The organism is Nocardioides sp. F233, assembly GCF_057813895.1.
The window spans coordinates 71,338-97,595 of sequence record NZ_JBVASH010000010.1 but is presented as its reverse complement, the minus strand read 5'-3'; the positions used below and the strand labels follow the sequence as shown (position 1 = coordinate 97,595).

The 26,258-nt window shown below is 71.9% G+C and carries 26 protein-coding genes; 21 read left to right on the top strand and 5 right to left on the bottom strand.

The annotated features are described in order from the left end of the window. Positions 1-132, top strand: a 132-nt coding sequence (locus ACZYRU_RS26250) for an integrase core domain-containing protein (protein WP_488960058.1), incomplete at its 5' end; no start/stop codon positions are given. A 203-nt stretch (positions 133-335) separates the two neighbouring features. Next, positions 336-2,108, top strand: coding sequence for a Tad domain-containing protein (locus ACZYRU_RS26245; protein ID WP_488960056.1), 1,773 nt, complete (start codon positions 336-338; stop codon positions 2,106-2,108). Between the two features lie 134 nt (positions 2,109-2,242). Here the strand turns inward: ACZYRU_RS26245 and ACZYRU_RS26240 are convergent, their stop codons facing one another. After that, positions 2,243-3,949, bottom strand: coding sequence for a sigma-70 family RNA polymerase sigma factor (locus ACZYRU_RS26240; RefSeq protein WP_488960055.1), 1,707 nt, complete (start codon positions 3,947-3,949; stop codon positions 2,243-2,245). Between the two features lie 109 nt (positions 3,950-4,058). Here ACZYRU_RS26240 and ACZYRU_RS26235 point away from each other — a divergent pair, with 109 nt between their 5' ends. Both ACZYRU_RS26235 and ACZYRU_RS26230 read left to right on the top strand, forming a co-directional pair. Beyond that, the gene (locus tag ACZYRU_RS26235; RefSeq protein WP_488960054.1) at positions 4,059-4,514 is read left to right on the top strand and encodes a nuclear transport factor 2 family protein; all 456 of its coding nucleotides are present in this window, start codon (positions 4,059-4,061) and stop codon (positions 4,512-4,514) included. A 76-nt stretch (positions 4,515-4,590) separates the two neighbouring features. Then, positions 4,591-5,172 (top strand): dienelactone hydrolase family protein, encoded by a 582-nt coding sequence (locus ACZYRU_RS26230; RefSeq protein ID WP_488960053.1) that lies wholly within the window; start codon positions 4,591-4,593, stop codon positions 5,170-5,172. An 11-nt stretch (positions 5,173-5,183) separates the two neighbouring features. Here ACZYRU_RS26230 and ACZYRU_RS26225 read toward each other — a convergent pair whose 3' ends face one another. Both ACZYRU_RS26225 and ACZYRU_RS26220 read right to left on the bottom strand, forming a co-directional pair. After that, the gene (locus ACZYRU_RS26225) at positions 5,184-6,431 is read right to left on the bottom strand and encodes a hypothetical protein (protein WP_488960052.1); all 1,248 of its coding nucleotides are present in this window, start codon (positions 6,429-6,431) and stop codon (positions 5,184-5,186) included. Next, a complete protein-coding gene (locus ACZYRU_RS26220; RefSeq protein WP_488960051.1) occupies positions 6,428-7,273 on the bottom strand; it encodes an LLM class F420-dependent oxidoreductase in 846 nt (281 codons plus the stop codon). The genes ACZYRU_RS26225 and ACZYRU_RS26220 overlap by 4 nt, the downstream gene beginning before the upstream one ends. Positions 7,274-7,341: 68 nt before the next feature. On the opposite strand from ACZYRU_RS26220, the gene ACZYRU_RS26215 reads away from it, so the two are divergent. The 10 genes from ACZYRU_RS26215 (at position 7,342) to ACZYRU_RS26170 (ending at position 15,641) form a co-directional block, all read left to right on the top strand. Beyond that, positions 7,342-7,920 carry a TetR/AcrR family transcriptional regulator gene (locus tag ACZYRU_RS26215; protein ID WP_488960050.1) on the top strand — a complete coding sequence of 193 codons (579 nt, stop codon included), beginning with the start codon at positions 7,342-7,344 and terminating at the stop codon, positions 7,918-7,920. After that, positions 7,917-9,137, top strand: a complete 1,221-nt coding sequence (locus ACZYRU_RS26210) for a cytochrome P450 (protein ID WP_488960049.1) — start codon at positions 7,917-7,919, stop codon at positions 9,135-9,137. Before ACZYRU_RS26215 ends, ACZYRU_RS26210 begins: the two co-directional genes overlap by 4 nt. After that, positions 9,137-9,919 (top strand): SDR family oxidoreductase, encoded by a 783-nt coding sequence (locus ACZYRU_RS26205; RefSeq protein ID WP_488960048.1) that lies wholly within the window; start codon positions 9,137-9,139, stop codon positions 9,917-9,919. Before ACZYRU_RS26210 ends, ACZYRU_RS26205 begins: the two co-directional genes overlap by 1 nt. Further along, positions 9,916-11,289 carry a cytochrome P450 gene (locus ACZYRU_RS26200; RefSeq protein WP_488960047.1) on the top strand — a complete coding sequence of 458 codons (1,374 nt, stop codon included), beginning with the start codon at positions 9,916-9,918 and terminating at the stop codon, positions 11,287-11,289. Before ACZYRU_RS26205 ends, ACZYRU_RS26200 begins: the two co-directional genes overlap by 4 nt. Beyond that, positions 11,286-11,483, top strand: a complete 198-nt coding sequence (locus tag ACZYRU_RS26195) for a ferredoxin (protein WP_488960046.1) — start codon at positions 11,286-11,288, stop codon at positions 11,481-11,483. The genes ACZYRU_RS26200 and ACZYRU_RS26195 overlap by 4 nt, the downstream gene beginning before the upstream one ends. Position 11,484: 1 nt before the next feature. Continuing rightward, positions 11,485-12,126, top strand: a complete 642-nt coding sequence (locus tag ACZYRU_RS26190) for a nuclear transport factor 2-like protein (RefSeq protein ID WP_488960045.1) — start codon at positions 11,485-11,487, stop codon at positions 12,124-12,126. After that, positions 12,123-13,583: an aldehyde dehydrogenase gene (locus ACZYRU_RS26185; protein WP_488960044.1), complete on the top strand. Its 1,461-nt coding sequence runs from the start codon at positions 12,123-12,125 to the stop codon at positions 13,581-13,583. Before ACZYRU_RS26190 ends, ACZYRU_RS26185 begins: the two co-directional genes overlap by 4 nt. Positions 13,584-13,687: 104 nt before the next feature. Next, positions 13,688-14,440, top strand: a complete 753-nt coding sequence (locus ACZYRU_RS26180) for an SDR family oxidoreductase (RefSeq protein ID WP_488960043.1) — start codon at positions 13,688-13,690, stop codon at positions 14,438-14,440. Beyond that, positions 14,440-15,255: an NAD(P)-dependent oxidoreductase gene (locus tag ACZYRU_RS26175; RefSeq protein WP_488960042.1), complete on the top strand. Its 816-nt coding sequence runs from the start codon at positions 14,440-14,442 to the stop codon at positions 15,253-15,255. Before ACZYRU_RS26180 ends, ACZYRU_RS26175 begins: the two co-directional genes overlap by 1 nt. Further along, positions 15,252-15,641 (top strand): carboxymuconolactone decarboxylase family protein, encoded by a 390-nt coding sequence (locus ACZYRU_RS26170; protein ID WP_488960041.1) that lies wholly within the window; start codon positions 15,252-15,254, stop codon positions 15,639-15,641. The genes ACZYRU_RS26175 and ACZYRU_RS26170 overlap by 4 nt, the downstream gene beginning before the upstream one ends. Positions 15,642-15,653: 12 nt before the next feature. Here the strand turns inward: ACZYRU_RS26170 and ACZYRU_RS26165 are convergent, their stop codons facing one another. Next, a complete protein-coding gene (locus ACZYRU_RS26165; protein WP_488960040.1) occupies positions 15,654-16,094 on the bottom strand; it encodes a MarR family winged helix-turn-helix transcriptional regulator in 441 nt (146 codons plus the stop codon). 97 nt (positions 16,095-16,191) lie between these two features. On the opposite strand from ACZYRU_RS26165, the gene ACZYRU_RS26160 reads away from it, so the two are divergent. From ACZYRU_RS26160 to ACZYRU_RS26145, 4 genes are read left to right on the top strand one after another with little or no spacing between them, the layout of a single operon-like run. Beyond that, complete coding sequence (locus ACZYRU_RS26160) at positions 16,192-16,980, top strand: crotonase/enoyl-CoA hydratase family protein (protein ID WP_488960039.1); 789 nt, start codon at positions 16,192-16,194, stop codon at positions 16,978-16,980. Beyond that, on the top strand, positions 16,977-18,938 hold the full coding sequence (locus tag ACZYRU_RS26155; RefSeq protein WP_488960038.1) for an acetoacetate--CoA ligase: 1,962 nt from the start codon (positions 16,977-16,979) through the stop codon (positions 18,936-18,938). The genes ACZYRU_RS26160 and ACZYRU_RS26155 overlap by 4 nt, the downstream gene beginning before the upstream one ends. Beyond that, the gene (locus ACZYRU_RS26150) at positions 18,935-19,867 is read left to right on the top strand and encodes a 3-hydroxyacyl-CoA dehydrogenase NAD-binding domain-containing protein (protein ID WP_488960037.1); all 933 of its coding nucleotides are present in this window, start codon (positions 18,935-18,937) and stop codon (positions 19,865-19,867) included. The genes ACZYRU_RS26155 and ACZYRU_RS26150 overlap by 4 nt, the downstream gene beginning before the upstream one ends. Positions 19,868-19,878: 11 nt before the next feature. Then, the gene (locus tag ACZYRU_RS26145) at positions 19,879-20,766 is read left to right on the top strand and encodes an amidohydrolase family protein (RefSeq protein WP_488960036.1); all 888 of its coding nucleotides are present in this window, start codon (positions 19,879-19,881) and stop codon (positions 20,764-20,766) included. On the opposite strand, the gene ACZYRU_RS26140 is transcribed toward ACZYRU_RS26145, so the two are convergent. Then, entirely contained in the window at positions 20,756-21,415 is a 660-nt protein-coding gene (locus ACZYRU_RS26140) for a TetR/AcrR family transcriptional regulator (protein WP_488960035.1), read from the bottom strand. The two genes, ACZYRU_RS26145 and ACZYRU_RS26140, sit on opposite strands and share 11 nt — an antisense overlap. Positions 21,416-21,559: 144 nt before the next feature. On the opposite strand from ACZYRU_RS26140, the gene ACZYRU_RS26135 reads away from it, so the two are divergent. The 3 genes from ACZYRU_RS26135 to ACZYRU_RS26125 are packed head-to-tail and all read left to right on the top strand — an operon-like array spanning position 21,560 to position 26,257. After that, positions 21,560-23,200 (top strand): amidohydrolase, encoded by a 1,641-nt coding sequence (locus tag ACZYRU_RS26135; RefSeq protein WP_488960034.1) that lies wholly within the window; start codon positions 21,560-21,562, stop codon positions 23,198-23,200. Further along, on the top strand, positions 23,197-24,585 hold the full coding sequence (locus ACZYRU_RS26130) for an NAD(P)/FAD-dependent oxidoreductase (RefSeq protein ID WP_488960033.1): 1,389 nt from the start codon (positions 23,197-23,199) through the stop codon (positions 24,583-24,585). Before ACZYRU_RS26135 ends, ACZYRU_RS26130 begins: the two co-directional genes overlap by 4 nt. A gap of 49 nt (positions 24,586-24,634) precedes the next feature. After that, positions 24,635-26,257 (top strand): ABC transporter substrate-binding protein, encoded by a 1,623-nt coding sequence (locus tag ACZYRU_RS26125; RefSeq protein ID WP_488960032.1) that lies wholly within the window; start codon positions 24,635-24,637, stop codon positions 26,255-26,257. The last annotated feature ends 1 nt before the right edge of the window (position 26,258 follow it).

The window sequence follows — 26,258 nt, the reverse complement described above, 5'->3', positions numbered from 1 at the left end:
GAGTCAACCGAGCAACGCAACGCCGCGCTGCCCGCCTGGCTCCACTTCTACAATCACCACCGCGCCCACTCCGCCATTGGAGGCCGCCCACCGGTCACCCGGCTGACCAACCTCCCCGGACATCACAGCTAGTCGACGCTCCTTCGCGCAGTCGCGAGGGCCTTGCTCCTGACCGTGCGCCCCGATCGGGTCGAGGACCGCGGTTGAGCCGGTAGTAGTGGGCCAAGCGACCGCTTCGCTACCCTCTCCCCGGGCGCGTGAGTGCCCGGGGAGATGTCCGTGCGGCGGCGGAGGGGGTACGACGACCGCGCGGGCCTGTGGGAGGAGGCCCGTCGATGGCGCGCGCCAGCATGCGTCGTACCCCGTCATGCCCGTCGTCGGACGGCTCCGAGCGCGGCGCGACCGCCGTGATCGTCGCGGCGTTCCTCGCGGTCGCCCTGGTCGTCGCGGCGCTCGCGGTCGACCTCGGCATGCAGCGGGTGCTGCGCCGTGACCTGCAGGCCGTCGTCGACGTGGTCGCGCTCGACCTGTCGCGGGAGCTGACCGGCAAGAAGGCGGGGGAGTACGCCGCCGCCGACCGCACTGCGATCGACGCCGCCGAGGCCGCCAGCCTGCACCGCAACAGCCACCTCGTCGGCGGCGAGGTGTCGCCGCAGGACGTGGAGTGGGAGCTGGTCGTCCTGGTCGACGGCAGCTGGCGCACCGCCGCGTCGACCGAGATCCCGGGCGGCGTGCGGGTGACCGCCCGTTCCTCCGTGGGCTTCGCGTTCGGCGGGATCACCGGCGTCAACGAGGGTGGTTCGGTCCGCACCGCCGTCGCCGCGGCGCGGCCCAACGCCTGCCTGCGGGTGAGCTCGTACGCCGCTCAGCTCGACACCGGGCAGTCCTGGCTGCTCAAGCCGCTGCTCGGGAAGCTGCTCGGGTCCGACCTCGCGCTCAAGGTGCTCGACCCGCACGCCGGCCTGGCCGGGGTGAACCTCAACCTGCTCGACCTGATCGACGAGCTCGACCCGCTCGTCAGCGCCGACATCTCGGCCGCGTCCTTCACCCAGGCGGCCGGCGTGAACGTCGGCCTGTCCGAGCTGATGCTCGCGGCGGTGAAGGTGCTGGAGCGGCAGAGCGGCCGGCTGGCCGAGGTCGACCTGCTGCGCAACGTCTACAACGGGGTCCAGGCGAACCTGCCGGCCGTCGGGATCAAGCTGTCGGACCTGGTCCGGCTCGCCACTGCGGACGACGCCGCGGCGAACCTCGACCTCAACCTGTTCGACCTCGTCGCCGGGTCCCTGGCGATCGCCAACGGCACCAACGTGATCAAGCTGCCGCTGGCCGTGAAGCTGCCGCTGCCGATCGGCCCCGGCGGCACCAGCCTGGTCGACCTCAAGGCCAGCGTGAAGGTCGGGCAGAAGCCGGTCGCGACGTGCCCGCGGGCGGAGAGCTCGCAGGTCGAGATCACCCTCGCCGGCGACGCCCTCGCGCTCGATCTCGGTGTGGTCGCCGTCCGTGTCCCGATCACGATCCGGCTCACCCTCGCCGACGCCAGCGCGACCGTCACCGCCGTCGAGTGCCTGCCCACCGGCAAGCGGATCAAGATGCTCGTCGACAGCGGGCTGCTCGGCGTCGACGTACGCCTCGGCCAGCGCGCCGACGACCCGACCTCGCCCAAGATGAGCGTCTCCCTGCTCAGCCTCGGCATCCCCGGCTGGAACGGCATCGAGGTCGTCAGCGGCACCGTCGCCCTCAGCAGCGGCGCCAACCCGAACCGGCCCGTGCGCAGCACGCAGCTCGACATCGTCGACGAGAACTACGACGTCAGCGTGCCGATCCGGCAGGGCGGCCTCGGCGTCCCCGACCTGTTCCTGTCGGTCAACAGCCTCAAGCTGCTCGGCGGCCTCGGCCCGCTCTCGGACCTGCTCGCCTTCCTGGGCATCCCGAGCCTGCTGCAGTGGGTCGTCGACCTGGTGCTCCAGGGCATCGTCAACCCGCTCAAGAACGGCCTCGACAAGTGGCTCCTCGGGCCGCTGCTCACCGCGCTCGGCGCCGACGTCGCCGGTGGCACGGTCACCGCCGTGTCGCCGGTCGACTGCGGGACGCCCAGGCTCGCCGGCTGACCCGATCCTGTTGGCGTGTAACACGTTGTCCACGCGACTGGTCGCCGGTTCTCAGCACGACACGCCGACGACACGCCGTGGCCGATGCTGACCAGCGTCAGGTAGTCGGGTGGACGGCGTGTTACAGCGGTCGGTCAGCCGGGGCAGGGATCGACGTTGAAGCTCGCCGAGCGGGTCGTGGTGTGCCCGGCCCGGTCGACGGCGGTGACCGTCGCGGTGACGGTGCCGCCGATCGGGAACGGGCCGATGCTCGCGGTCCAGCCGCCGCCGGACGCGGTCATCGCCTTCTGGCCGTTGCCGCTGGGGCCGCTCCAGGCGACCCGGACCGCCTGGAGGGTCGCGTCGGTGGCGGTCGTCGTGATGGTGCGGCCCGAGCAGTCGGTCGGACCGCCGACCTGGAGCGCGCCGACGACCGGTGGGTTGTCGACGCTGACCTGGACCGAGACCAGGACGGTGCCCCCGGACCAGGCGACTGCGACGGTGCCGGTGCTGCTGCCCTCGCCGAGGGTCGCGCGGTCGGCGGCGATCGTCAGGCCGGAGCCCGCGCCGGGGTCGAGCGCGCCCTTCGCCCGCGACACCGACAGCCAGGCAACGCGCGACGTCACGGTGTAGTCGAGCGCGGTGCCGCCGGCGTTGCGCAGCTGCACAAAGCCCTTCTGCTTCGTGCCCAGGCGCAGGGTGCGGGTCGACACGCGCAGGTCGCCCGGGGCGGCCACGGTGGCGTCGGTGGTGGCGCTGGTCGGCTCGGTGGGGGTCGCGTCGGTCGTGTCCGGGGTCGCCGGATCCGCGGGTACGGCGGTCGTCGGGCTCGTCGTTGCCGTCGCCGTCGGCTCGGTGGCCTGCGTGGTCGGGAGCGAGCTGCTCGTCGCCGGGTCGGTCGCGACCGCCGACTCCTCGTTGTCCGGCCACCAGGCGAGACCAGCGGCACCACCGAGGCCGAGCAGGAGCACGACCAGGCCGACGACGAGCAGCACGCGCTTCGTCGTACCGCTTCCGGGGGCGGTCGCTGCGGGAGGGAGCACGGGGTCGTCGACGTAGTGGGCGACCAGCCGCTCGTCCTCGAGGACGCGGTCGCGCAGGGCGGCGGGGGCTGCGAAGGCGGGGACGCCGGCGAGCAGGGCCAGCGGGCTGACCATCAGCTTGCGGCGGGTCTCGCAGGTCTCGCAGCCGTCGATGTGGCGGGCGACCCGCTTGCGGATCAGCGGCGAGAAGCGGCCGTCCCAGTCGCCGAGGATGCCGGACAGCTCGTCGCACAGCTCGCTGCCGCGGCGCGCGATGAGCAGCGCCCCGAGCGAGCGCTCGACCTGGTCGCGGGCGCGGCTGAGCATCACGTAGGAGTTCTGCGGGGTCACGTCCATCGCGGCCGCGAGCTCGCTGCCGTCGAGGCCCTGGCGCAGGTGCAGGTCGAGGAGTGCGCGGTCGCGGTCGTTGAGACCTTCGATCGCCGCCCAGACCAGCTCCCGCAGCTCGTCCTGGACGGCGGCGTCCGTGACCTGTTGCTCCGGCCCGCTGCCGAGGTCAGGCATGGCTTCGAGCCACTCGTCGTCGTGGGCCTCCCGGGCCCGGCCGCGCAGCGTGCGCAGGCACTCGTTGCGCACCACGGAGTACAGCCATGGCCGCAGCCGTGACGGATCGCGCAGCTGGCCGACCTTCTCTGCCATCAGCACGAACGAGTCCGCCACGCAGTCCGCCGCCTCCTCGCGGTTGCGGAGCATCGAGTACGCGAAGTCGTGCAGCCGGTCGGCGTACCGCTCGTAGACACCGGCGAAGGCCTGCCGGTCGCCGGCGAGGACGCCCGCGACCAGGGTCGCGTCGTCCGCGGGCGGGCCCGAGACAGTCATGGCGAGATCGTAGGGACACAGGGGTGTGAGTGCCTACGGATTGCAACCTTGCAGGTTTTCGACGGATTTCCTGCAGACAGGTGGGTAGAACGCGTTCTAGTATCCGCGCATGGACCGCACCCGCACTCCCGACGAGGCCGTGCTCGGCCTCTGGCGCACTCTCTCCGCCCGCGACTGGGACGGGCTCGCCGACTGGGTGAGCGAGGACTGCATCTACGTCGACATGCCCGTGGGCGCTGCGCTCGCGGCCCGCGGACCGGTCGACATCGTGAAGCGGCTCCAGGTCGGGCTGCGCGACCTCGCCGGCTACCAGAACCACGACGGGCTCCTGGTCGCCGACGGCGACACCGTGATGTACGAGCACTCCGAGACCTGGACCTTCGCCACCGGCGAGGTCGTCGAGCTCCCGTTCGTCACGGTGCACCGGGTCCGCGACGGCCGGGTCTGCCTGTGGAAGGACTACTGGGACTTCGGGACGGTCGCGTCCGGCGCGCCCGCCGACTGGATGGAGAAGCTGCAGCAGGCCGACACGTCCTGGATCTTCGACGCCACCGGGTTGGTCTGAGGCACGTCCCCGGTCGTTGTCCGAGGTCGCGGCTAGCCTCCTTCAGGTCCCCCACCGCCGATCGCCAGGAGGCGACATGGCCCAGGTCGTCCTGTTCCACCACGCCCGCGGACTCACCGACGGGGTCCGCCAATTCGCCGACTCGCTGCGGTCCGCCGGACACGTCGTGCACACCCCCGACCTGTTCGACGGCACCCTCCCCGACAGCCTCGACGCCGGCCTGGCGCTGATCCGCGAGCTCGGCGACGAGCTCGACGCGCGCGCCGACCGGGCCGTCGAGGCCCTGCCCGGTGAGCTGGTCTACGCCGGCTTCTCCGTCGGCGAGGCCGCGGCCCAGCGCCTGGCCCAGACCCGGCCGGGCGCGCGCGGTGCCCTGCTCTACGAGTCCTGCATCCCGGTCACCGGCGAGTGGGCCTTCGGCCCCTGGCCGGCCGGCGTACCGGTCCAGGTGCACGGTGCCGAGGGCGACGAGTTCTTCGCCGAGGACCTGCCGGCGGCGCAGGGGCTGGTGGAGGCGGCCGGGCCGGACCTGGCTGAGCTGTTCCTGTACCCCGCCGAGGGGCACCTGTTCACGGACAGCTCCCTGCCGACGTACGACGCCGCGGCGGCTGCGGTCGTGATCGAGCGGTCGACGGAGTTCCTCGCCCGGCTGGGGTGATCGGGGCCCGGTCACACCGGCGTGATCGGGATCGACCTCCGCGGCTCGAACACGAACGACGCACCCGTGCTGAACCGGGTCACCGCGACCTCCTCGGCCTCCGGCCGGTCCTCGCCCTCGACCACCGAGACCCGCCAACCGCCGCCCGGGGCCTCGAGCACCCGGGCGTCGAGGCCGGGGGACACCGCGCCGGCGATGGCCCGCAGCGCATCGGGCCACCCGGGCCCGCACAGCGAGATCCAGGCAGCGTCCTCGTCGGCGGGTCCGGGGACGACGGCGATCTCGCCGGGCGACGCTGACGCCGAGACGTATGCCGCCGGGTTGAGCAGCGGGTGCAGCCAGATCGCGCGGAGCGCGCCGGCCGGGTCGCGGGGGAGGTCGAGGGCGCGGGCGATCCGCTCGGCGCCGATGCCGGCGATGCCGACCAGCTGCTTGCGGCGCAGCTTGGTCAGCTCCGCCTCGGTCTCCACCCGCTCGGCGACCGCGAGTGCGAACGCCCGGTCCAGCAGGTGCATCTGCAGGCACACCTCGTCGGCGATCCGGACCAGCGCGGAGTGCGAGAACGCGGCGAAGTCGACGTCGGACAGCAGCGGGCCTGCGTAGTCGGCGAGCCCCTCGTCGGACGGATCGATCGGCGCGAGCTCGAGCAGCGCGGCCCGGGAGCGGTCGTTGACGGCCAGCGCAGGAACCGGGGACGGCTCGGGGAAGGCGGGATCGATCGTCACCGTCCAGGCGCAGTGCGGGCTCCGGTCGGCCGGCACCCGCGGCGGCCGGTGGATCGGCCGGACCTGGGCGTGCGGGTTGGTGGCGATGGCGGTGGCGTCGAAGGTCGGGTCCTCGATGTCGTGGCACATCCCCTTCACGTAGTCGGGTCCCATCGGCTCCACGTCGACCAGCGCACCGCAGTGGTCGAGCCGGAACTCGCCGTGCCACGGGTCGTGCACGGTGTAGCGGAAGTCCATGAACTGCGGGGGAGCGCCGATGTCGAGCTGCAGCCCCTTGAAGATGGTGACCACGTCACCCTGCCCGGGTACGGCGGGTGCGTATCCCAGTGCCTGCTGCATGCGCCGCGTGTAGATCGGCGACGCGGCCGCCCATTCCTCGATCGCGACCTGCAGCATCTCCTCGCGCCCGAAGGCCGCGATGCACCAGGCCATGCCGGAGCGGTCGATCAGCTGGCCCATGAGCAGCAGCTCGGGGACCAGGACCGCGAGCTCGGCGCGCGACAGCTCGGCGTACCGGCTGTGCGAGGGGTTCACGACAGCCCCAGGCGGGCAGCCATCTTGTCGAGGTACGTCAGCACCGCGGACTCGTCGGAGTCCGGCACGCCCCAGATCAGCTCGGACGCACCGGCGGCCATCCAGTCGGCGAAGTCCTCCTCGGTGGGCCGCTTCGCGACCAGCACGCGCACATCGGGCTCGCCCTCGCGACCGGCCTCGGCCCACTCCTTGCGCAGCAGCTCGGCGCTGGCCGCGACGTCGGTCGAGGTCGGCGTGGTCATCCAGCCGTCGGCGTGGGTGGCGATCCACTTCATCGTCTTCGGGCCCGCGCCGGCGCCGATGATGACGGGGATCCGGCCCTGCGGGGGCTTCGGGTAGGCCCAGCTCGGGCCGAACGAGACGAACTCGCCGTCGTACGACGCCTCCTCCTCGGTCCACAGCGCCCGCATCGCGCCGAGGTACTCCGCCAGCACGGTGCGGCGCTTCGCCGCCGGGACGTGGTGGTCGGTGAGCTCGTCGGTGTTCCAGCCGAAGCCGGCGCCGATCGTGACCCGGCCGCCGGAGAGGTGGTCGAGGGTGGCGAGCGTCTTGGCGAGGGTGATCGGGTCGGACTCGACGGGCAGCGAGACGGCCGTGGACAGGCCGATCCGGGTCGTGACGGCCGCGCAGGTCGCGAGCGAGACCCACGGGTCGAGGGTGCGCAGGTAGCGGTCGTCGGGCAGCTCCTCGCCGCCGGTCGGGTGGAGCGCGTCCCGGCGCACCGGGATGTGCGTGTGCTCCGGCACGTAGATGGTGTCGAAGCCCCGCTCCTCGGCCGCCTGGGCCAGTCGGGCCGGCGTGATGCCGCGGTCGGAGGTGAAGAGGACGATCCCGTTGCGCATCCCCACAAACTAGAACCAGTTCTAGGAAATGTCTTGCGGCTGCCGGGACCGTCTCCTATGTTGGACACGTGTCCAGTCAGGTGTTCGAGATGCCGCGCCAAGGGTTGAACCCCCGGCAGGCCGAGACGGTGGAGAAGCTGCTCGCCGCCGGGCTCGAGGAGCTGCGGGCGGTCGGCCACGAGGCTCTGACGGTCCGCACGGTCGCGCAGCGCGCAGGGGTCTCGCCGGCGACGGCGTACACCTACCTCGCCTCCAAGAACCACCTCTTCGCCGAGCTCTTCTGGCGTCACCTCACCTCGGCCGAGATCACCCAGACCGCCGCAGGTACGGCGATCCAGCGGCTCCAGGCGACGATGCGGGCGCTCACCGCACGGATCGTCGAGGAGCCCGAGCTGGCCGCAGCGGTGACGCCCGCGCTGCTCGGCTCCGACCCCGACGTCGCGCGACTGCGGCTGCGGATCGGCGCGGAGTTCCTGTCCCGTTTCGAGGCAGCGCTGGGCGACCAGGCCGACCCGGCCGTGCTCGAGGTCCTGGTGCTGACCTTCTCCGGCGCGCTGCTCCAGGCGGGGATGGGCCTGATGACCTACGACGAGATCGCCGAGCGGCTCGTCGCCGCCGTCGACGTGATCATGCGAGGCAACTCATGACCGTGAGCACGCTGGTCTTCGACCCCTACGACTACGCCTTCCACGAGGACCCGTACCCGACGTACCAGCGCCTGCGCGACGAGGCGCCGGTCTTCCACGCGCCGGCCGACGACATCTGGGTGGTCTCGCGGCACCAGGACGTCTTCGACGTGCTGCGCAACGACGAGGCCTTCTCCAACCGGATGGGCGTCTCGCTCGACGCGTCGGCGTGGAACCCCGAGGCGCACCGGGTGATGAGCTTCCTCGGCCTCGACGGCGCGGAGCAGTCGCGCATCCGCAAGCTGGTCTCGGCCGCGTTCACCCCGCGCCGGGTCCGGGAGCTGACGCCCGAGGTGCAGGCGCTGACCGAGCGCTACCTCGCGCGCACCCTCGCTGCCGACGCCGAGCACGGCGAGGCCGACTGGATCGCCGACTTCGCCGGCAAGCTCCCGATGGACGTCATCTCCGAGATGATGGGCGTGCCGGAGGCCGACCGCGACGAGGTACGCCGCCTCGCGGACCTCGTCGTGCACCGCGAGGACGGCGTGCGCGACGTACCGCAGGCCGGCATGGAGGCGTCCTTCGCGCTCTTCGGCTACTACGGCGAGATGGTCGCCCAGCGCCGTCGTACGCCGACCGAGGACCTCACCTCCGCCCTCGTCGCGGCCGAGCTCGACGGTGACCGGCTCAGCGACGGCGAGATCATGGCGTTCCTGTTCCTGATGGTCGTGGCGGGCAACGAGACCACCACCAAGCTGCTCGGCAACGCGCTCTTCCACCTCTCCGCGAACCCGGCGCAGAAGGCGCAGGTGCTGGCGGACGGCGCCCTGGTACCGGCGTGGATCGAGGAGACCCTGCGCCACGACACGTCCAGCCAGATGCTGGCGCGCTACGTCGTCGAGGACGTCGAGGTGGGCGGGGTCCTGATCCCGGGCGGCTCGAAGGCACTGGTGCTGCTGGGCAGCGCGAACCGCGACGAGCGTGTGTTCACGGACCCGACCGTCTTCGACGTCGGCCGCGAGAAGTCCGAGCTCTCGCAGATCCTCAGCTTCGGCACCGGCCGGCACTTCTGCCTCGGCGCCAACCTTGCTCGCCTCGAAGCGCGGGTCGTGCTGGAGGCGCTGGTGCGACGGGTCGCCGACTTCGAGGTGCACGCCGACCGCGCGGTCCGGGTGCACTCCACCAGCGTGCGGGGCTTCGCCTCGTTGCCGGTCACGTTCGAGGAAAGGGGCGCGTGATGCCCAGGCCCGTCCACCCCGACCGCCGCCCCGCAGTGGTCGCCGGCGCGTCCTCCGGGATCGGTGCCGAGACGGCGAGAGGCTTGGCTGCAGCGGGCTTCCCGGTCGCGCTCGGCGCCCGTCGGGTCGACCGCCTCGAGGAGCTGGCCTCGGGGATCCGGGAAGCCGGCGGCGAGGCCTTCGTGCACGCGCTGGACGTCGCGTCGACTGAGTCGGTGGAGACGTTCGCGGCCGCCGCGACCGCGGCACTCGGCGACATCGAGGTCGTGGTCAGCAACGCCGGCCTGCTCGCCCCCGGTGCGATCGTCGACGCGACGACCGAGCAGCTCGCGGCCGAGTTCGACGTGAACGTGCTCGGCGCGCACCGCCTGGTCCGCGCTTTCGGCGCGGGGATGGTGGAGCGGCAGCGCGGCGACCTGGTGTTCGTCTCCTCCGACACCGCCCTGCGGGCACGGCCCTTCATGCGCGGCTACAGCGCCACGAAGTCCGGTCTGGAAGGTCTGGTCGAGGCGCTGCAGATGGAGCTCGAGGGCTCCGGCGTGCGCGCTTCGGTCGTGCGACCCGGACCGACCTGGTCGGAGATGGGTTCGGACTGGGACGCCGACGCGGGCGCGAAGGTCCTCACCGAGTGGGTCAGGTGGGGCCACGCCCGGCACTCGCACTTCCTCAAGGCCACTGCCATCGCGGACGCCATCGCGACGGTCGTGAGCGCGCCCCGCGGCGTGCACATCAGTCCCGTCGACGTGAACCCCGAAGCTCCCATCGCGAAGGAGGAGTCGTGACGCTCACCGACATCCCCGAGGTCTCGACGATCCTCGACGACCAGGGCGCCGACGTACCGGCGATCATCAAGGGCACCGGCCACCTGCCGGAGATGCGGGTCGACCCGATCGCCCTCTTCCACCGGGTCCGCGCGGAGTGCGGCGACGTCGGCCGGTTCCGGCTCGCGGACAAGCAGGTCGTGCTCGTCACCGGCGCCGAGGCCAACGAGGCCTTCTTCCGGGCGCCGGAGACCGTGCTCGACCAGGCGGCGGCGTACCCCTTCATGACGCCGATCTTCGGCAAGGGCGTGGTCTTCGACGCCTCGCCCGAGGAACGTCAGCAGATGCTGAAGAACCAGGCCCTGCGCGGCGACATGATGCGCGGTCACGCGCAGACCATCGAGGCCGAGATCCGCCGCATGGTCGCGGACTGGGGCGACGAGGGCGAGATCGACCTGCTCGACTTCTTCGCCGAGCTGACCATCTACACGACCTCGTCCTGCCTGATCGGCAAGCCGTTCCGCGACCAGCTCGACGGCTCGTTCGCGGAGGTCTACCACCGCCTCGAGCACGGTACCGACGCCATCGCGTACGTCGACCCGTACGCCGACATCGACAGCTTCCGGATCCGCGACGAGGCCCGCGAGGAGCTGGTCGCGAAGGTGCAGGCGATCATCGCCGCGCGCGGCGCCCAGGGCGAGATCCCCAAGGAGGACAGGGATCTGCTCGACGTCCTCATCGCCGTCGGGTACGACGCCGAGATGGTCACCGGCATCTTCATCTCGATGATGTTCGCCGGTCACCACACCTCCTCGGGCACCGCGTCCTGGGCGATGATCGAGCTGCTCCGCCACCCGGCAGTGATGGCGTCGGTCGTCCACGAGCTCGATGCGCTCTACGCCGACGGGTCCGAGGTCTCCTTCCAGGCGCTGCGCTCGATCCCGGTGCTGGAGTCGGCGCTCAAGGAGACGCTGCGGCTGCACCCGCCGCTGGTCATCCTGATGCGCCTCGTCCAGGAGGACTTCGACCTGCTCGGCCACACGATCCCGGCCGGCACGGTGCTCGCTGCATCGCCGCGGGTGTCCAACCGGATCGAGGAGGACTTCCCGAAGGCGGACTCCTTCGACCCCGGTCGGTACGTCGACCCGCGCCAGGAGGACCTGCAGAACCGCTGGACCTGGATCCCCTTCGGCGCCGGCAAGCACCGCTGCGTCGGCAATGCGTTCGCCATGATGCAGATGAAGGCGATCTTCTCGGTGATCCTGCGCGACTTCGAGTTCGAGGCGGTGCAGCCGCTGGACTCCTACCAGGACGACGTCACGAAGATGGTCATCCAGCTCGCCCAGCCGGCCCGCGTGACGTACCGCCGCCGGGTCCGGGAGGCGTCATGAGGGTCGTCGCCGACACGGGCATCTGCCAGGGACACCAGCTCTGCCAGGGCGAGGCCCCGACCGTCTTCGGCTTCGACGAGGCCGCCGACGTCGTCGTACTCCTCGACGACAGTCCCGACGAGGCGCTGCGCGCCGACGTCGCCACCGCCGTGAGGTACTGCCCCGCTTTCGCCCTTTCGATCGAAGAGGACTGACATGAGTGACCTGACCGCACCCCTGAGCAGGGCCGAGATCGAGGAGTTCTGGGCGACCTGGCTGCAGATCAACCGCGACGTCGAGGCCGCGGGGGACTGGCGCCCGATGGCCGAGTGGTACGCCGAGGACGCCACCTACGGCTGGATGTACCACCCCGACGAGCACTTCATGGCGGTCGGTCGCGACCAGATCCGGGACTGGGCGATCGGCATCGAGATGGACGGCCTGGACGGCTGGCACTACGACTACGTCTGCACGATGATCGACGAGCAGAAGTCCATGGTGCTGGGCTTCTGGAAGCAGCGCGCCGGGATCGTCGACGACGCCACCGGCAAGGAGTTCGAGATCCTCGGCATCGGTGGATCGTGGTTCGGGCTCAAGCGGGTCACCGAGGGTGCCGACGCAGGGAAGGTCAAGATCGACTGGCAGCGCGACTGGTTCGACCTCCCCTCGACCGGCCACACGTTCGTGGAGATCCTCAAGTCCGGCAAGGCACCCGACACGCTGATGAAGCGGCTCGAGGTCACCGGCCACGGCGTGCCCGGGCACTACCACTACGCCGACATGCCCTCGACGCTGTGGCCGCCGCCGGTCGAGGCCGGGCAGTACGTCACCCAGGCCGCTCCGGCGGTGTCCTCGTGAGCGCCCTGCCTCCCGCTGCCCAGCAGCTGATCGACGGCAAGCTGGTCGCCGCCTCGTCCGGGGAGACCTACCCGATCCTCAACCCCGCTTCCGGTTCCGAGATCGGGGTGGCTCCTGACGGCACGGCCGCCGACGTGGAGGCCGCGATCTCCGCCGCCCGCCGCGCCTTCGACGGCAGCGACTGGTCGACCGACCGCGAGCTGCGGATCCGCTGCCTGCGCCAGCTGCACGCCGCGCTGCTCGACAACGCCGACGCGTTCCGGGCGCTGACCACGGCCGAGGTCGGGATGCCCGGCTTCATGATGGGCGCCGCCGGCTTCGACGTACCCGTCGACGGGCTGAAGTGGGTCACCGACCTGCTCGAGACCTACGCGTTCGAGACCGACCTCGGCGTCGCGGCGCCGATGGGCATCCCGTCGCGGCGCACCGTGCGCCGCGAGCCGGTCGGTGTCGTCGCCGCGATCACGCCGTGGAACGTGCCGACCCAGATCAACCTCGCCAAGGTCGGCCCCGCGCTCGCCGCGGGCTGCACGGTCGTGCTCAAGCCGGCGCCGGACACCCCGTGGGTGGCGGCCGAGCTGGGCCGCCTGGTCGCCGAGCACACGGACATCCCGCCGGGCGTCTTCAACGTCGTCACCCCCCACGACAACGAGGTGGCCTCGGTGCTGGCGACCGACCCGCGCATCGACATGGTCTCCTTCACCGGCTCGACCGGTGTCGGCCGGGCGATCATGGCGGCGGCCGCCCCCACGCTGAAGAAGGTCTTCCTCGAGCTCGGCGGCAAGTCCGCCGCGATCGCCCTCGACGACGCCGACGTCGCCGCCGTGGCGGGAGGGACGGCGTTCGCCGCGTGCATCCACGCGGGCCAGGGCTGCGCGATCACGACCCGGCTGATCGTCCCCCGCGACCGGTACGACGAGGCCGTCGCCGTGGCTGCCCAGACCATGGAGTCGATCGGGGCCAAGGACCCGGCCGACCCCGGAGCGATCTGCGGCCCGGTGATCTCCGCCGTGCAGCGCGACCGAGTCGCCGCGTACTTCGACGTGGCGTTGGCCGAGGGCGGGACCTTCGCCACGGGCGGATCGATCATCGACCAGGACGGCTTCTGGGTGCAGCCCACCGTCGTCGCCGGCCTCGACAACTCCTCGCGCCTGGCGCAGGAGGAGATCTTCGGCCCGGTGCTCGTGGTCATCCCCCACGACGGCGACGACGACGCGGTGCGGATCGCCAACGACTCGGCGTACGGGCTCTCGGGCTCGGTCGACTCGGGCTCGCTCGAGCGGGCCAAGGCCGTGGCGGCGCGGATCCGCACCGGCACGCTCGCCGTCAACGGTGGCGTGTGGTTCAGCCCGGACGCGCCGTTCGGTGGCTACAAGCAGTCCGGCATCGGCCGGGAGATGGGCGTCGCCGGGTTCGAGGAGTACCTGGAGACCAAGACGCTGGCCTTCCCCGCGTGAGCCTGCGAACGCGGGAAGACCAGACAGCGGGTTGAGCGAGCCCGCGACCGAGGGACGAGGTCGCGATGGCGAGTCGAAACCGAGTACGTGAGAGGAACATCGGAATGAACCGTTTCGAGAACAAGGTCGTCGTCGTCACCGGCGCCGCCCAGGGCATCGGTGAGGCCTACGCGCGAGCACTCGCGAAGGAGGGCGCCGCGGTCGTCGTGGCCGACCTCAATGAGGAGTCCGGCGCCAAGGTCGCCGCGTCGATCAACGAGGAGGGTGGTCGCGCGATCTTCGTGCCCTGCGACGTGTCGTCGGCAGAGTCCGCCGAGGCACTGGTCGCCAGGACCGTCGCCGAGCTCGGCGGCATCGACCACCTGGTCAACAACGCCGCGATCTACGGGGCGATGGAGTTCAACCTGCTGATCAGCGTCGACTGGGACTACTACAAGAAGTTCATGGCGGTGAACCTCGACGGTGCGCTCGTGATGACCCGCGCCGTCCACCCCGAGATCGCCAAGCGCGGTGGCGGTGCGATCGTCAACCAGAGCTCGACGGCGGCGTACCTCTACTCCGGCTTCTACGGCCTCGCCAAGGCGGGGATCAACAGCCTCACCCAGCAGCTCGCCCACGAGCTCGGCGGCCAGCGGATCCGGGTCAACGCGATCGCGCCCGGCCCCACCGACACCGAGGCCACCCGCACCCAGGCGGGCGACGTCGCGAAGGACATCGTCCGCAACAGCCTCGCGATCAAGCGGATGGGCTCGGTCGACGACATGGTCGGCGCCCTGCTGTTCCTGCTCTCCGACGACGCGTCGTGGGTCACCGGCCAGATCCTGGCGGTCGACGGCGGCCAGACCTTCCGCCTCTGATGGGCGATCGCGTGCGGGTCGGGTTCGTCGGCCTCGGCAACATCGGCAAGCCGATGGCGCTGCGGCTGGCGGCAGCCGAGGGCGTCGACCTCCAGGTGTACGACGTCGTGCCCGGCCCGGTGGCTGAGCTGGTCGCCGCGGGGGCTCGCGCCGTCGGTTCCGTGGCCGACCTCGACGTGGACGTCGTGTGCGTGATGGTGCGTGACGACGACCAGGTCCGGGCAGTCGCTGCCGACGTACCCCCGGGGACGGTGCTGGTCATCCACTCGACGGTCGCGCCGGAGACCCCGACCGCGCTGGCCGCCGACGGACGCCGGGTGCTCGACGCACCGGTCAGCGGCGGGCCGATGGGAGCGGCCGAGGGCAGCCTCGCGATCTTGGTCGGTGGGTCGGAGGACGCCTTCGCGGTGGCCCGCCCGGCCCTGGAGGTGATGGGCAGCAAGGTCGTCCACGCCGGCCCGATCGGGGCCGGCACCCGGATGAAGCTGGCCCGCAACCTGATCCACTTCGTCGCCTTCACCGCCGTGACCGAGGCACAGCGCCTCGCCGAGGCCGCCGGCCTCGACCTGGCCGCGCTCGGCGAGGTCGTCCGCCACACCGATGCGATCACCGGCGGCCCCGGCGCGATCATGTACCGCAGCACCACGGCGCCGATCGCCGAGGACGACTTCTGGCACGGCGTGTTCAGCCACGTCGCCGCGCTGGGGGAGAAGGACCTGGGCTTCGCGATCGCCCTCGCGGACGAGCTCGGCGTCGACGTACCACTGGCGCGGGAAGCGCTGCCACGACTGGGGAAGGGACTAGGAGTGCGATGAGCGACAAGTTCGACGACCTGCCGGAGCTGCGGGCCAAGGGCCTGCGCAAGATGGAGCAGGTCTACGGCTTCGACATGACCGACGGCACCGGCGACTTCTTCCGCTACACCGCCGACCACCTCTTCGCCGACATCTGGGAGCGCCCCGGGCTGAGCGACCGTGACCGCCGCCTGCTGCTGATCGGCATGCTCGCCGGCCAGGGGGCCGCCGACGTCCTCGGCATCCAGGTCCCGGCCGCTCACGCCGCCGGCGAGCTCGACGACGACGCGCTGCGCGAGATCGTCGTCTTCCTCAGCCACTACGCGGGCTGGCCGCAGGGCGCTCGGCTGAACTCGATCGTCGAGGAGACGATCGCGAAGGCGACCCGCAAGAAGGCCGGCTTCTAGGGGCTGCGGGTCTCAGTCGTCCTCCAGGTTCTGTCGCATCCGGTTCAAGGCGTCGCGCACGACGTCCACCTCGGAAGCCCCCAGCCCGTCGAGCATCCGCTTCTCCAGCGCCTCGACAGCGGGCCGCTGCTCGTCGATGAGCGCGCGGCCGGCGTCGGTCAGGTGGATCAGGATCCGGCGGCCGTCGTCGGGGTCGCGGAACCGGTCGACCAGCCCGCGCCGCTGCAGGGCGGCGACCAGGTCGGCCATCGACTGCGTGGTGACGAACGAGTTCCGGGCGAGGGCCGCTGCCGTGAGGTCGTCGCGGCGCTCGAGCACGGTGAGAGCGGTGAACTGGAGCGCGGTCACGCCGGCCGGCTTGAGCTGGTCGTCGAGGTGGGCGCGGACGGCGAGCTCGACCTGCTTGACGGCGTACAGCAGGGACGGCGGGGTCTTTCGTTGGCTCCGAGGCATGGCGCGCTCCCGATCTATTGACAGGAATCCTGATGATCTACCACTATCTCGATTCAACAGGATTCCTGTTGATTAGTCGAGAGCACCGGAGGACGTCGTGGAACTGCCCGTATCGCTGGAGCTGCGCCGTGCGGGAGGTGGCGGGGAGATCGCCGTGCTCACCCTCGCCCGTCCCGCGAAGCGCAATGCCCTCGACGACGCGACGATCGAGGCGCTCGGCCGGTTCTTCGAGGAGCCGCCGACAGGCGTGAAGGTCGTCGTGCTCGATGCCGAGGGGGACCACTTCTCCGCGGGCCTCGACCTCTCCGAGCTCGCCGAGCGCGACGCCGTGGCCGGCCTGCACCACTCGCGGATGTGGCACCGGGCGTTCGGGCGGGTCGAGTCCGGCGGGGTGCCGGTCATCTCCGTGCTCAAGGGCGCGGTCGTCGGTGGCGGACTCGAGCTCGCCGCCGCCACGCACCTGCGGGTCGCCGAGGAGTCGGCCTTCTTCGCCCTGCCCGAGGGCCAGCGCGGCCTCTTCGTCGGTGGTGGCGCCTCGGTCCGGGTGCCGCGCCTGATCGGCGCGCACCGGATGGCCGACCTGATGCTCACCGGCCGCGTGCTGACCTCCGCCGAGGCCGAGCAGCTCGGCCTGGTCCACTACCGGGTCCCCGCCGGCACCGGCCTGGCGAAGGCGCTCGAGCTCGCCGAGCGGGTCGCGGGCAACTCCGCCGTCACCAACTACGCCGTGCTGCACGCGCTCCCGCAGATCGCCGCCTCCGCCCCCGAGGCCGGGCTGCTCATGGAGTCGCTGATGGCGGCGGTCGCGCAGAGCAGCACCGAGGCCAAGGAGCGGATGGCCGACTTCCTCGCCGGTCGCGCGGCCAAGGTGGGAGACGCGCGATGAGCACGCCCGAGCTGCTGACCAGCCCCACGCCCGAGGCCGTGGAACGCGCGCGGGTGCAGGGATTCCTGCATTGGCTCGCGGCCGAGCGCGGCGTCACCCTGACGACCTGGGAGGAGCTGCACGCCTGGTCGGTCACCGAGCTCGAGCAGTTCTGGGCCGCCGTCTGGGACTACTTCGGTGTCCGCGCCCACGCGCCGTACGACGCCGTGCTCGTCGAGCGCACGATGCCGGACACGCAGTGGTTCGTCGGCGCCCGGCTCAGCTACGCCGAGCACTGCCTCGGCCTGCCCGAGGACGCTGATCGGATCGCGGTCGTCTCCGTCTCGCAGACCCGGGGGCGGCAGGAGCTGACCTTCGCCCAGCTCGCCGACGAGGTACGACGCGTGCGCGCCGGACTGCAGCGCCTCGGCGTCGGCCCCGGCGACCGGGTGGCGGCGTACCTCCCCAACATCCCGGAGACCCTGGTCGCGTTCCTCGCCACCGCGAGCCTGGGTGCGGTCTGGGCGAGCTGCGCGCCCGAGTTCGGCGCGCTCGCGGTGGCCGACCGGTTCGCGCAGATCGAGCCGACGGTGCTGCTCGCCGTCGCCGGCTACACCTACGGCGACAAGCCGGTCGACCGGCGCAGCGAGGTCGCCGAGATCCGGGCCGCGCTGCCCACCGTCCAGCACGTCGTCCACGTGCCCTACGGTCCGGAGACCCTGCCGGACGCCACCGGCTGGGCCGATCTGACCGCCGACACCGACGCCCAGCTGGCCTTCGAGCCGGTCCCCTTCGACCACCCGCTGTGCATCCTCTTCTCGTCGGGCACCACCGGGAAGCCGAAGGCGATCGTGCACCGCCACGGCGGGATCCTGCTCGAGCACCTCAAGAACCACGCGTTCCACTGGGACCTCGGCCCCGACGACCGGCTGCTCTGGTTCACCACCACCGCCTGGATGATGTGGAACACCCTGGTCTCCGCGCTGCTCGTGCGCTCGTCCGTGGTGATGATCGACGGCAACCCGCTGCACCCCGACCTGCGCGAGCAGTGGCGTCTGGCCGCCGAGACCGGCGCGACCCTGATGGGCGCGAGCCCCGGCTACCTGATGGCGTGCCGCAAGGAGGGCGTACGACCGGCCGAGGAGTTCGACCTGTCGCGATTGCGCCAGGTCGGCGCGGCCGGGAGCCCCCTTCCCGCCGAGGGATTCCGCTGGGTGGCCGAGCAGCTCGGCGACCGGGTTCTGCTCAACGTCGGCAGCGGCGGCACCGACGTGTGCACCGGCCTGGTCCAGGCCTCGCCGCTGCAGCCGGTCTGGGTGGGGGAGATGACCTACCCGAGCCTGGGCGTCGACCTCCATGCGTACGACGACCGGGGCCGTCCCGTGGTCGGAGACGTCGGTGAGCTGGTGATCACCTCTCCGATGCCGTCGATGCCCGTCGGCTTCTGGGGTGACGACGACGGCGAGCGGTTCCGGGCGGCGTACTTCGAACGGTTCCCTGGCGTCTTCCAGTTCGGCGACTGGTGCCGCTTCTCGGAGGTCGGCTCCTGCGTGATCACCGGCCGCTCCGACGCGACGCTCAACCGCGGCGGCGTCCGGCTCGGCACCGCCGAGTTCTACCGCGCCCTGCAGGACGTCCCCGAGATCACCGACAGCGTCGTCGTGCACCTGGAGGATCCCGACGGCGGGCTCGGTCGGCTGCTGCTGTTCGTCGTCCCGGCCGCCGGGGTCGAGGTCGACGACGACCTCCGCCGCCACCTGGCCGCCACGCTGCGCACGGCCCTGTCGCCACGGCACGTGCCCGACGAGATCGTCGCCGTGCCGGCCGTTCCCTACAGCCGTACGGGCAAGAAGCTCGAGGTCCCGGTCAAGCGGATCCTGCGTGGCGGCGACCCCGACACGGTCGCCTCCGCCGGTGCACTGCTCGACCCCGGCGCGCTCGACGCCTTCGCGGCCTACCGCGACGAGGCGCAGCCGTGAGACCGGTCGCCGTCGTCGGCACCGGAACCATCGGTGCCAGCTGGGCCGCGCTCTTCCTCGCCCGTGGCCACGACGTCCGCGCCCACGACCCCGCGCCCGGAGCTGAAGCGAGGTTGAGGAACGCGGTCGCCGACGCCTGGCCCGCCCTCGCCCGGCTCGGCCTCGCGCCCGACGCCGACCGCTCCCGGCTCTCCTTCCACGACGACCTCGCCGACGCGGTCCGGGACGTCGGCCTCGTGCAGGAGTCCGGCCCGGAGGACATCGGCCTCAAGGCCGCCCTGCTGCAGGCGATCGACGCACACGCACCCGCCGACGCCGTGATCGCCAGCAGCTCCTCGGGCCTGATGCCCTCCACCCTGCAGGCGATGTGCGCCCACCACCCCGAGCGGGTGCTGGTGGGCCACCCGTTCCACCCGGCCGCGCTCGTCCCGCTCGTCGAGGTCGTGCCCGGTGCGGCCTCCGCCGACGCTGTCGTCACCCGAGCCGTCGCGTTCTACGCCGACCTCGGCAAGCGCCCGATCGTCGTACGCCGCGAGGTGCCGGGCCACGTCACCAACCGCCTTCAGGCGGCGTTGTGGCGCGAGGCCTACTCGCTCGTCGAGCGCGGCGTCGCCACCGTGGCCGACATCGACACCGCGATCAGCAACGGCCCCGGCCTGCGCTGGGCGCTGCTCGGACCGCTCGTCGGCCAGCACCTGTCCGGCGGCCCCGGCGGGATGGCGCACACCCTGCGCCACCTCGGACCGCCCGCCCAGGCCTGGATGGACGACCTCGGCGCCCCGCAGCTCACCGACGAGCTCGCCGACCTCCTGGTCCGTGGGGTCGACGACGAACTCGCCGGCATCGACCAGCAGGCGATGGCCGCCGCCCGCGACGAGCTCCTCGTCGACCTGCTCACCCGCAAGCGCGCAACGCCCGCGCTCCCCTGAGGAGGAACACCATGACCTACGCGCCCCGCATCGACCCCGACGCGATCGTCGCGCTCGACATGCATGCCCACGTCGAGGCCGACGACCACGGCCACTTCTCCCTCGACCAGGAGCTCCTCGACGCCTCAGCGACGTACTTCAAGGCCGACCAGGACCGCACCCCGACCATCGAGCGGCTGGCCGCCCACTACCGCGAGCGGAGCATGGCTGCCGTCGTCTTCACCGTCGACGCGACCACGGCCCTCGGCCACCCGGCCCTGTCCAGCGAGGAGATCGCCGAGAAGGCCGCCGAGCACGCCGACGTCCTCATCCCGTTCGGCTCCGTCGACCCGCTCACCGGCGACGCGGCGGTGACGCGGGCGTGCCACCTCGTGGAGCGGTACGGCGTCCGCGGGTTCAAGTTCCACCCGAGCCTGCAGGCGTTCCGGCCCGACGACCCGGCGTACGCACCGCTCTGGGCGACGCTCGAGGAGCTCGGCGTCGTGGCGCTGTTCCACACCGGCCAGACCGGGATCGGCGCCGGACTGCCCGGCGGGCGCGGGATCAAGCTGCGCTACTCCGACCCGATGCTGATCGACGACGTGGCCGCCGACTTCCCGGGCCTGCGGATCGTGCTGGCCCACCCCGGCGTGCCGTGGGTCGAGTCGTCGATGGCGATCGCCACCCACAAGGCCAATGTGTTCATCGACCTGTCGGGCTGGGCGCCGAAGTACCTCCCGCCGCAGCTGGTCCGCCAGGCCGGCACGATCCTGCGCCGCAAGGTGCTCTTCGGCTCCGACTACCCGGTGCTCGCGCCGGACCGCTGGCTCGCCGAGTTCGCCGACCTCGACCTCCCCGACCGGGCGCGGCCGCTGATCCTGAAGGAGAACGCCCTGTCCCTGCTCGGGCTCAGTGGCTGACGAGTGCCTCGAACGAGTCGAGCAGCACCTCGATGCCGTCGAGGAAGACCTCGCGGGGCGTGAGCGCCAACAGGTCGGGGAGCACGGCGGCGAGCGCCGGGTGGCGCGTGGGGTCGACGGCCCGCAGGTCGCCCACCCAGCTGGACGGCGGGATGCCGGCGATCTCCATCAGCCGCTGCCCGGCAAGCGTCGCGGCAGCGGCGAGCACGTAGCTGGAGTAGGCCGCGTAGCAGCGCACCACCTGCTGTCGGTCGAGACCGGCGCGGACCAGCTGGCTCAGGATCCAGTCGATGACGTCGAGCTCGCCAGGTCCGCCGGTCGCGATGGCTGTCGCCTCGGCGCCGACCTGCGGGTGGGCGGCGAAGACGTCGATGGTGTTGATGGCGCCCTCGCGCATCTGGTCGCGCCACGGTGCGTCGCGGTCCACGCCCGCGAGGGACGTCGCGATCAGGCCGTCGAGCAGCGCCGCCATCAGCTCGTCCTTGTCGCGGAAGCGGCGGTAGATCGCGGTCGGGTCGGCGCCCAGTGCAGCGCCCAGGCTGCGGAAGGTCAGGGGAGCGCCGCTCGCAACGAGCTCGGTCGCGGTCGCGAGGATCGCCTCGCGGTCCAGCGTGACCCGCTCCTTCGAGCGGCGGGTATCGGCACTCATCGGTCCTCCTTGTCGGGGCCACCCTACCTGCGCCAACAGTGTTGGCAACACCGTTGACAACACTGTTGGCACGGTTCTAGCGTACCGACAGACGTGACCCCGACCACACCGTGGTCGCATCCCCGACAACCCCGAGGAATCCCCTTGAGCGCGTACGCAGACCTCCTGTTCACCGGCGGCCCGGTCCACCTCGGCAACACCGCCCGCAGTCGCGCGACCGCGGTCGCCGTGAAGGGGGAGCGGATCGTGGCGGTCGGCCACGACGAGCTGCGTGAGCTCGTCGGCCCGGCCACCGAGGTGATCGACCTCGGCGGTCGCCTCCTCGTCCCGGGCTTCCAGGACGCCCACGTGCACCCGGTCGGCGGCGGCGTCGAGCTCGGGCAGTGCGACCTCACCGAGACCGTCGACGTCGACGAGTACCGCCGCCGGATCGCCGCGTACGCCGCCGCGAACCCCGAGCGGCCCTGGATCACCGGCGGCGGCTGGTCGATGGAGAGCTTCCCGGGCGGCGCGCCGGATCGGGCCTTCCTCGACGCGATCGTGCCGGACCGCCCGGTCTACCTCGCCAACCGCGACCACCACGGCGGCTGGGCCAACAGCCGCGCGCTCGAGCTCGCCGGCATCGACGCCCGCACCCCCGACCCGGTCGACGGCCGGATCGAGCGCGACGCGGACGGCGTCCCCACGGGCATGCTGCAGGAGGGCGCGATGCACCTCGTCGCCGCCGTCGTGCCGGAGACCACCCGCGAGGAGAAGCTCGCCGGACTGGTCCGCGCCCAGGCGGTGCTGCACTCGCTCGGCATCACCGCATGGCAGGACGCCCTGATCGGCCTCAACCCGGTCATGAGCGACACCTCGACGGCGTACGCCGACGCGATCGACGCCGACCTGCTGACCGCCCGCGTCGTCGGTGCGCTGTGGTGGAGCCGGGACCGCGGAGCCGAGCAGATCGAGGACCTGCTCGCCGCCCGCGAGGCGATGACCCGCGGCGGCTTCCGCGCCACGAGCGTCAAGATCATGCAGGACGGCATCGCCGAGAACCACACCGCCGCGATGATCAGCCCGTACGGCTCGGGGTGCGGATGCAGCAACACCGGCGACCACCGCGGCTTGTCCTTCGTCGACCCCGAGGCGCTCAAGGAGCACGTCACGGCGCTCGACGCGCACGGCTTCCAGGTGCACTTCCACGCCCTGGGCGACCGCGCCGTCCGCGAGGCGCTGGACGCGATCGAGGTGGCCCGGCACAAGAACGGCTTCACCGACGGCCGGCACCACCTGGCGCACCTGCAGATCGTGCACCCCGACGACATCGCCCGGTTCCGCGCGCTCGGCGCCACCGCCAACATCCAGGCGCTCTGGGCGGCCCACGAGCCGCAGATGGACGAGCTCACCATCCCGTTCCTCGGCCCCGAGCGGTCGGCGTGGCAGTACCCGTTCGGCTCGCTGCTGCGCACCGGCGCGGTGCTCGCGGCCGGCAGCGACTGGCCGGTCAGCAGCGCCGACCCGATCCTCGGCATCCACGTCGCGGTCAACCGCGTCGAGCCGGACACCGACGGACCGGTGTTCTACGCCGACGAGCGGATCGACCTCGGCAGCGCGCTGGCGGCGTACACCTCGGGTACGGCGTACGTGAACCACCTCGACGACACCGGCACCATCGCCGTCGGCAACCTCGCCGACCTCGCGGTGCTCGACCGCGACCCGTTCGACGGCCCGGCCGCCGACATCTGGGACACCCACGTCGAGCAGACCTTCGTCGGTGGAGCGCGGGTCTTCGCGCGATGACCACCACCCTCACGGGCGACGCCCTCGCCAACACGAGACCGGAGCCGTTCTGGCTCGACAGCCCGGACCGGCCGCAGCCGCGCCCGCGGCTCGACGGTGACGTGCACTGCGACCTCGCGGTCGTGGGCGGCGGCTACTCCGGCCTGTGGACCGCGCTTCGCGCCAAGGAGCGCCACCCCGAGCGCGACGTCGTCCTCGTCGAGGCCGACCGGATCGGTGGTGCGGCGAGCGGCCGCAACGGCGGCTTCTGCGAGGCCAGCCTCACCCACGGTGAGGCGAACGGGCGCGCCCGCTGGCCCGACGAGGCCGACCGGCTCGCGGAGCTCGGGCTGGCCAACCTCGACGAGATCGAGGCGACCCTGCAGCGCTACGGCATCGACTGCGACTTCCGCCGGTCCGGGCTGCTCGCCGTCGCCACCGAGCCGCATCAGGTCGAGGAGCTGCGGGCCGGAGCCGACGGCGAGAGCACGGTCTTCCTCGACGAGCGGGCCGTGCGCGCGGAGGTCGGCTCGCCGACCTACCTCGCCGGCCTGTGGAGCAAGGACACCTGCGCGACCGTCGACCCGGCTCGGCTCGCCTGGGGCCTGGCCGCCGCAGCCGAACGGCTCGGCGTCCGCATCGTCGAGGGCACCTCCGTCGAGCGGATCCGCCGCGCTGGTGGGCGGATCGAGGTCCGCACCGCCCACGGCACCGTGCACGCACGCCAGGTCGCGCTCGGTACGAACGCCTACCGGCCGCTGCTGCGCCGGCTCCGGCTGGCGACCGTCCCGGTCTACGACCACGTGCTGATGACCGAGCCGCTCACCGACGAGCAGCTCGCCTCGATCGGCTGGCGCAACCGGCAGGGCCTCGCGGACTGCGGCAACCAGTTCCACTACTACCGGATGACCGCGGACAACCGGATCCTGTGGGGTGGCTACGGGGCGTTCTACCACTACGGACGCAAGGTGCGGTCGTCGTACGAGGAGCGCCCGGACGCCTTCGCCGGTCTCGCCCGACAGTTCTTCGACACCTTCCCCCAGCTGGCCGGCGTCCGCTTCAGCCACCAGTGGGCCGGGGCCATCGACACGTGCACGCGGTTCTGCGCCTTCTTCGGCACCGCGTACGGCGGCCGCGTGGCCTACGCGCTCGGCTTCACCGGCCTCGGGGTCGGCGCCACCCGGTTCGGTGCCGACGTGATGCTCGACCTGCTGGCCGGCGAGGACACCGAGCGCACCCGCCTCGCCATGGTGCGCACGCGCCCCCTGCCGTTCCCGCCGGAGCCGATCGCGTGGATCGGCATCCAGGTCACCCGCTGGTCGCTCGCCCGGGCCGACGCCCGGGCCGGGCAGCGCAACCTCTGGCTCCGCCTGCTCGACCGCCTCGGACTCGGGTTCGACTCGTGAACCACCCGCTCACCCATCCGCCGCACCGCACCGTCCCAGGAGATCCCACGTGAACCGACGCCACCTCACGCGCATCACCGCGCTGCTCCTCACCTGCACCGTGGCCGCCGGCTGCGGGCGATCGGCCGACAGCCCCGAGACCTCGAAGACCGCGGGCGACCTCAAGCCCACGACGACCGCGGCCACCAAGGACGCGGACGCGATCACCTGGGCGGTCTACCGCGACGTGCAGACGATCGACCCGATCTACGTCTTCGACTACCCGGACAACACCGCGCTGACGCTGTTCTGCGAGTCGCTGCTGCGGACCCAGCCGGACGGCACGATCACCGACGGGCTCGCCTCGCTCTCGCGCACCGACCCGACCACGCTGGTGCTCGACATCAACCCCGACGCGACCTTCTGGGACGGCAGCTCGGTCACCGCCGCCGACGTCGTCTACAGCCTCGAGCGCCAGCGCGACCCGGAGCTCGGCGGCTTCTACGCCGCCACCTTCAGCCGGGTCGACACGATCACCGCGACGACGGACCAGCAGGTGACGATCACGCTCAAGGAGGCCGACTACTGGCTCGACGGCGAGCTCGCCTCGATGCCCGGCGTCATCGTGCAGAAGAAGTACGTCGAGGCGAAGGGCGCCGACTACGGCACTCCGTCGGGCGGCGTGATGTGCAGCGGCGCCTACAAGTTCGACTCCTGGTCGCCGGCGAGCGGCGTGGTCGCCGTACCCAACGACGACTACTGGGGCGAGGCCGACGCGCGGGTCGCGAAGATCACCCTCAAGGGCGTCGTCGACGAGGCCGCGCTGACCTCCTCGCTCATCGCCGGCGAGATCGGCGGCACCTACCCGCCGGCCATCTCGACGCTCCCGGTGCTCGAGGACAACAAGGCCGTCACCGTGACGCAGGGCCCCGGCTACGCCACGGCTGCGCTGGTCATCAGCAACCTGAAGGGCACGCTGAGCGACGTCAGGGTGCGCCAGGCGCTGTCCCTCGCGCTCGACCGCGAGGGCATCGTCGACAACGTCTACCACGGTGCAGCGACCGACGCCCGCTGGCTGGCGAACCCGGGGACCTTCGCCTCGGCTCGCGACACCTACCAGGCGGCGTACGACGAGAGCCCGGCCCTGGCACAGGACCTGACCCAGGCCAAGAAGCTGATCGACGAGGCCGGCGCGGCCGGCAGGACGATCACGATCGGCATGTCGTCGGCGATCCCGGACATCTCCTACACCGCGGGTGCCTTCAAGACCGCGGGCGAGAAGATCGGCCTGAAGGTGGAGTTCAAGTCGGTCTCCGCCGAGGCGTTCATCAACTTCTTCATCGACCCCAAGGCGCGCGAGGGCATCGACGCCTTCCCGACGGTGACGTACGGCGACTACGCCGACCCGGCGGCGCTGTCCGCGACCGTGGTGCTGCCCGACGGCGCGCAGAACTACTCCGGCTTCGACGACCCGGAGATCACCTCGCTGATGGGGCAGGCCCGCGGTACCGAGGACCCGGAGGCCCGCGCGAAGCTGGTCATCGAGGCGCAGCAGAAGACCATGGAGCAGATGCCGTGGATCCCGACCGCGCAGCCGAACTCCGTGCTCGTGACCAGCAACGAGCTGACCGGAGCAGTCTCGTCGTTCGCCTACATGTCGGCACCGTGGGCCGACCACCTGGGAGCACGCTGAC